Consider the following 6173-nt stretch of genomic DNA (forward strand, 5'->3'; position numbering starts at 1 on the left):
CTGTTTCCTGATTTCTTTATCCCAACATAATGAATTCCGAATCTAAAATGAGTAATACGATAACAGCTATGAATTTCAATTTCCCAGGACAAAAAAGTGTTTATCACGGAAAAGTCCGCGAAGTTTATACATTAGAAAACAATACACTTTTAATGGTTGCAACCGATAGGCTTAGCGCTTTTGATGTGGTTATGCCAAAAGGTATACCGTATAAAGGTCAAATTCTAAACCAAATAGCAACTAAAATGATGCGTGATACGGAAGACTTAGTTCCAAACTGGTTAGTCGCTACTCCTGATCCGAATGTTGCAATTGGTGAAGCCTGCGAGCCTTTTAAGGTTGAAATGGTAATTCGTGGTTATATGAGTGGTCATGCGGCAAGAGAATACAAAGCGGGAAAAAGATTGCTTTGTGGGGTTCCGTTGCCTGAGGGTTTGAAAGAAAATGATAAATTCCCAGAACCTATAATAACACCTGCTACAAAAGCTGAAATGGGTGATCACGATGAAGATATTTCGAGAGAAGATATCATAAAAAAAGGAATAGTTTCAGAAGAAGATTACCTACAACTTGAGGATTATACCCGCAAACTTTTTAAAAGAGGTAGTGAAATTGCAGCTAAAAGAGGGCTGATTTTAGTAGATACAAAATATGAGTTTGGTAAAACAAAAGAAGGAAAAATCGTTTTAATCGATGAAATCCATACCCCGGATTCTTCTCGATATTTTTATACTGAAGGCTACGAATCCCGACAAAAAAAGAATGAACCTCAGAAACAACTTTCAAAGGAATTTGTTCGACAGTGGCTTATTGAAAACGGATTTCAAGGTTTGGAAGGGCAAAAAGTGCCTGAAATGAGTGATGAATATGTGAAAACTGTTTCTGAAAGGTATATTGAGCTTTATGAAAACATTACAGGTGAAAAGTTTGTCAAGGCAGATGTTAGCAATATTCACGAGCGTATTGAAAAAAACGTGCTTAATTATTTGAAGTAATATAATTAGGGAACATTCAGTTTGTATGACTAGTGTTGTCTATACCATCGTGTAATTGTTAGAGTGATAATATCACAATTCTCACCTGTCATTTCAGAAATAAAATTGCTATAATACAATCCCGGCGTCAAGCCGGGATTGTGCTTAAATCTTAACTCCTCTCCCTAAAATTGAAGCTGCGAACGTATCCAAAGCTAAATTCGCTAAAATCTGCTTGTCCTAAATTTGCATTTATATGAGCACCCAAATAGAAGTTGTTTTTTGGTGCTTTTTCCATACCTATTAAATAGTATTTTAAACCTATTCGAGAGGAAATTCTATATTTTAAACTATATTTTGTATTGAGTGCCCCCAAAACCCAGTCTGTAGGAATTTCACGAGGCGTGTTTTCCCACCCTTCATTCATGCGATAATCCATTTCATAGGCCGGTTTATGAAAGTTATAACCCAACTGCAGGTCAATACCTATATGATTTAAAAAGATTTCTCCGTGAATACTAACGCCAAAGTTGGATGCGTAATAATAAGGATTGCTTCTAAAATAGTCATAATCTCTTCCAGGCTGTACCAACGACTCGTTGCCTTTTATATAATTGTAATAATGCTGATAGAGTCTTGAGTAAAAACCAACGCCTATTTTAAATGTATTATTATATATGCGCCCATATTCACCAGCAAAATTGTAAACAAAGTCTGTATTGTTAATAGCAGTTGCTAGGGTGTTAATTCCCAATCCGCCGCGCAATGCAAAGTAATTATTGACCGTTTGTTTATGTTTTTGTATTATAATTTCAGAAAGGGCAGGAGTCTGTTGTAACGGATTTTTAATATCTGCCGAAAAACTCACCAAAAATGAATTGTAACCTATGTTAAGAAGTCGCGTATGTCCATTAGAATGGTGAGAATAACCCAACCCCACGCGCCAATCTATTTGTTCTGTAGCCAGAAATTCATAAAACAAATAGGTGCGGAAAGCCCACGTTATGGATGTAGTAACTGCTCTGTTTAACGGATTTGTTGTAGGGTCATATTTTTTTGTAAAGTATGATGCCCCTACACCAGTATGCACTTTAAATCGGTTGCTGCCAAAAGCATTAAATTCAATAAAAGGCATTGCGGTTAAGGCAATTCCTAGACTATCCAAATTTCCAAATTCGGTAATTCCAAAGGAGAATCCAGTTTTGGGACTTTTTAATTGTTGCGCCCATTGTTGCGGGTTGTTCGTGTTATCCCTCCCAAAATTTATAATTAATTGTTTTTGCAATCCAGTAGAAGGGAACCCGTCATTGGCTTCCATAGTTTTCCCTATTAGAAACTCAGGACTGATTGTAAAGGCACTTTTTTTCCAATTAGTTTCTGTTTGACCATAACTAAAGAATGACAGAAATAAAAGAAAAATGGTTAGTTGATTCTTCATTTGCGGCTGCAAGTAACAATTTCCTTGCTGATTTTAAAAATATTAATTCTACTTTTAGAAGATATTTTAAAACCTACTTTGGAATACGTAAACAATTTTATTTCAGAATTAGCTTCTCTCGCGTGGGGTTTGCCTTTATTGATAATCTTAATAGGAGGTGGGTTGTACCTATTGGTGCGAATTAGATTTTTGCCATTTCTATATTTAGGACACGCTTTCGCTGTTCTACGAGGAAAGTACGATAATGAAAACGACATAGGTGAAATTTCGCACTTTCAAGCACTGACAACTGCGCTTTCGGCAACGGTAGGAATGGGAAATATAGCAGGGGTAGCCGTAGCAATTGCAATTGGCGGTCCTGGTGCTGTGTTTTGGATGTGGGTAAGCGCTGTAATAGGTATGTCTACAAAGTTTTTTACTGCCACATTAGCAATTCTTTATAGAGGTGTTGATAGCGAAGGAGAAACTCAAGGTGGGCCAATGTATTTTATAATCGAAGGTTTAGGTAAAAAGTGGATGCCGTTGGCTATAATGTTTAGTGTAGCAGGATTGGTTGGAGCATTGCCTGTTTTTAATGTAAATCAACTTACACAAGCCATCAATGATATTGTTTTAAAACCAATGGATTTATACAATGGGTTTCAAACCGACTTAATTATTGGTTTAGTTTTAGCCACAATAACGTCAATAGTTATTTTGGGAGGGCTTTCTCGGATTAGCAAAACAGCTTCTAGATTGGTTCCTGCTATGGCAGCGCTATATTTTATTTTGGTGATTGCTATTTTGGTTGTTCATATTGAGGTTGTACCAAAATACTTAGGCTTAATTTTTACCGATGCTTTTTCTGCCAATTTCTATAAGGGTGATGCATTTTTAGGAGGCGTAATCGGGGGAATTATTCTCTTGGGAATTCGAAGAGGAGCATTTTCAAATGAAGCGGGAATTGGAACCGCCCCAATGGCACATGGAGCAGCAAAAACAAACGAACCAATTCGAGAAGGATTGGTGGCGATGTTAGGCCCTGCTATTGATACTTTAGTTATTTGTACCTTAACTGCTCTTGCTATATTGGTCACCGGAGTTTGGCAAAGTAGCGATGCCAATGGTGTTAGCCTAACTGCATCTGCATTTGATGAAAGTCTTCCTGCCTTCGGAAAATATGGATTAATGGTTTGTATTGCAGTTTTCAGTATATCTTCCTTATTTTCTTATTCATATTATGGTACAAAATGTATGTCATTTCTTTTTTGAGCGAAAAATAAAGGTATCTATAATTATTTCTACATATTAAGTATCCTTATTGGAGCAACAACATCCTTGAGCATGATGATCAATCTAATTGACACATTTTTTGCGTTGATGGCTATCCCTACAATGACAGCAACAATTATACTTGCTCCAAAAGTTATTAAAGAAGCGAAAATTTATTTTGCAAAAGTGAAATTCAATAAAAAGTAGGAATTAACGCGCGAGCCAAAAATCTAAAAACAATTCATGAAAAAGGGTCAGATTTATTCAGTCTGACCCTAGTTGTAAAATCCAGTACTTAAAGTGAAAATTTAGCCAACAGAATTCGTTTAGTCAAAATAACTAAACGTATCACCATCTTTAATATTTAGAAGCGTTTCGTAAATCAATTTTATCACATTTTCAACATCTTCACGATGAACCATTTCTACGGTTGTATGCATATATCGTAAAGGAAGTGAAATCAGCGCACTTGGAACTCCGCCATTACTATAGGCAAAAGCATCGGTATCTGTTCCTGTCGCTCTTGATAGGGCAGCACGTTGAAATGGAATCATGTTCTTTTCTGCTGTGTCCACAATTAAATCCCTTAATTTCTGCTGAACTGCAGGAGCATAGGCTATAACTGGACCTGCTCCAATCTCGGCTTGGCCTTCTTTTTTCTTATCAATCATTGGTGTTGTAGTGTCGTGAGTAACATCAGTGATGATAGCAACATTTGGTTTTATACGATCTGCGATCATTTCAGCACCTCTTAACCCGATTTCTTCTTGAACTGAATTGGTTATGTATAATCCAAACGGTAAGGTAATATCTTTTTCTTTTAGAAGACGAGCAACTTCAGCAATCATAAAACCACCCATTCGGTTGTCCAGGGCTCGGCAAACAAATTTGTCGTCGTTTAATACATGAAATTGATCAGGATAAGTAATTACACATCCTACGTGAATGCCCATGCGTTCTACTTCCTCTTTATCTTTAGCGCCTACATCTATAAAAATGTTGTCAGGTTTTGGTGCTTCTTCTTTAGATTTGTCACGTGTATGAATGGCAGGCCATCCAAAAACACCCTTTATAATTCCTTTTTTAGTGTGAATGTCAACAATTTTCGAAGGAGCAATTTGATGGTCACTTCCTCCGTTTCTTATAACATATAGTAAGCCATTATCTGTAATATAGTTTACATACCACGAAATCTCGTCAGCGTGCCCTTCAATTACAACTTTAAATTTAGCTTCAGGATTAATAACTGCTACAGCTGTGCCATAAGTGTCGGTAATAAAATCATCTACATAATGCTTCAGGTAATTCATCCACAGCTTTTGACCATTCCATTCATAGCCAGTAGGAGAGGCGTTGTTTAAATAGGCTTCTAAAAATTCAAGTGATTTTTCGGTAAGGATTGTGTTCTTCATATTTTCTTATTTCATTGGGTGTTAATGCTCCCAAAATTAGTGATTTATTAGGCAAGGACAAGACAATTTGCCTACTTTTGGAATGTTTTTTGAATTGAAAAATCGAAACAATCTTGCTTCTATGAATTCGTCTATTTTTTTTAGGGTATTATTCATGATTTTTATACTGCCACTCGCCTATGGGCAGGAAGACAGCGCTATTGATTTGAATCAAAAAAACACAGATTCTTCAGAAGTTATTTATTATATAATAGAAGGAGATACTATTGCAAGGGATTATATTGATTTAGATGAAGTGTTCTTATTGAATAAACTTCACTTTAAGAATGAAGAAGATCGAAGGCGTTATCTTATCCTTCGTCGCAAAACTAGAAAAGTATATCCATACGCGAAATTAGCAGCAGATCGACTTACTGTAATGAATGAACGTCTTGGTACAATTAAAAAAAAGAGTGACAGGCGTAAATACACTAAAAGAATTCAAAAGTATGTGGAAGGCGAATTCTCTGACAGGCTTAAGAAGATGACTCATTCTGAAGGTCAGATTCTGGTGAAACTAATATATAGGCAAACTGGACACACAGCTTTTGATTTAGTAAAAGAACTACGAACAGGCTGGAGAGCTTTTTGGTATAATGCTACAGCAAATTTATTTGAGATTTCTTTAAAAGAGGAATATAAACCTTTTGAGGTTGAAGAAGACTATTTAATAGAGGACATTTTGGTAAGATCATTTCAAGAAAACAAACTCGAACGCCAAGCCCCGTCATCACCTATTGATTACCTCGACTTGACTGCTCACTGGAATGAGAAGAGAGCAGAATCGGTTAAGAAATAGGCTAAACCTTTACAAATCAGCAACTAGCTTTTGGATTAGTGTAAACCAAGCTTTTTTGAGTGCAGTTTACGCTCATAACGCAGTGTTTTCTATATTTAGTCACCTTAATCATTGTAATGTATCGTTTGATGAAAAAACACGATTGAATATACCTTTTATAACGTATATATATTAAGGTATACATTAAATAAAATTAATTTTAGGTGTAAGTATTTTTGTTATAGTTGGTTGGTGATATTTGGATTAAAAAGTTTTAAAAA

The 6173-nt window shown here is 35.8% G+C and carries 4 protein-coding genes and 1 pseudogene; 3 read left to right on the forward strand and 2 right to left on the reverse strand.

Features of this window, described 5'->3' with window-relative positions:
• The first annotated feature begins 47 nt into the window (after positions 1-47).
• Positions 48-995, forward strand: coding sequence for a phosphoribosylaminoimidazolesuccinocarboxamide synthase (locus BLW28_RS07785; RefSeq protein ID WP_073217720.1), 948 nt, complete (start codon positions 48-50; stop codon positions 993-995).
• 151 nt (positions 996-1146) lie between these two features.
• Here BLW28_RS07785 and BLW28_RS07790 read toward each other — a convergent pair whose 3' ends face one another.
• The gene (locus tag BLW28_RS07790) at positions 1147-2412 is read right to left on the reverse strand and encodes an acyloxyacyl hydrolase (protein ID WP_073217690.1); all 1266 of its coding nucleotides are present in this window, start codon (positions 2410-2412) and stop codon (positions 1147-1149) included.
• A gap of 78 nt (positions 2413-2490) precedes the next feature.
• On the opposite strand from BLW28_RS07790, the pseudogene BLW28_RS07795 reads away from it, so the two are divergent.
• Positions 2491-3870 (forward strand): annotated as a pseudogene (locus BLW28_RS07795) (alanine/glycine:cation symporter family protein).
• A 119-nt stretch (positions 3871-3989) separates the two neighbouring features.
• On the opposite strand, the gene BLW28_RS07800 reads toward BLW28_RS07795, so the two are convergent.
• The gene (locus tag BLW28_RS07800) at positions 3990-5075 is read right to left on the reverse strand and encodes a M42 family metallopeptidase (protein ID WP_073217693.1); all 1086 of its coding nucleotides are present in this window, start codon (positions 5073-5075) and stop codon (positions 3990-3992) included.
• A 121-nt stretch (positions 5076-5196) separates the two neighbouring features.
• Here BLW28_RS07800 and BLW28_RS07805 point away from each other — a divergent pair, with 121 nt between their 5' ends.
• Positions 5197-5913 carry a DUF4294 domain-containing protein gene (locus BLW28_RS07805; RefSeq protein WP_073217723.1) on the forward strand — a complete coding sequence of 239 codons (717 nt, stop codon included), beginning with the start codon at positions 5197-5199 and terminating at the stop codon, positions 5911-5913.
• The last annotated feature ends 260 nt before the right edge of the window (positions 5914-6173 follow it).

The sequence above is a fragment of the Aequorivita viscosa genome, from assembly GCF_900106795.1.
In the GTDB taxonomy this organism is placed as follows: domain Bacteria; phylum Bacteroidota; class Bacteroidia; order Flavobacteriales; family Flavobacteriaceae; genus Aequorivita; species Aequorivita viscosa.

What these genes read in the sequence shown, in the direction of transcription:
- BLW28_RS07785 (WP_073217720.1), top strand. Translation starts at nt 48, where the DNA reads ATGAGTAATACGATAACAGCTATGAATTTCAATTTCCCAGGACAAAAA.
- BLW28_RS07805 (WP_073217723.1), top strand. Translation starts at nt 5,197, where the DNA reads ATGAATTCGTCTATTTTTTTTAGGGTATTATTCATGATTTTTATACTG.
- BLW28_RS07790 (WP_073217690.1), bottom strand. Translation starts at nt 2,412, where the DNA reads ATGAAGAATCAACTAACCATTTTTCTTTTATTTCTGTCATTCTTTAGT.
- BLW28_RS07800 (WP_073217693.1), bottom strand. Translation starts at nt 5,075, where the DNA reads ATGAAGAACACAATCCTTACCGAAAAATCACTTGAATTTTTAGAAGCC.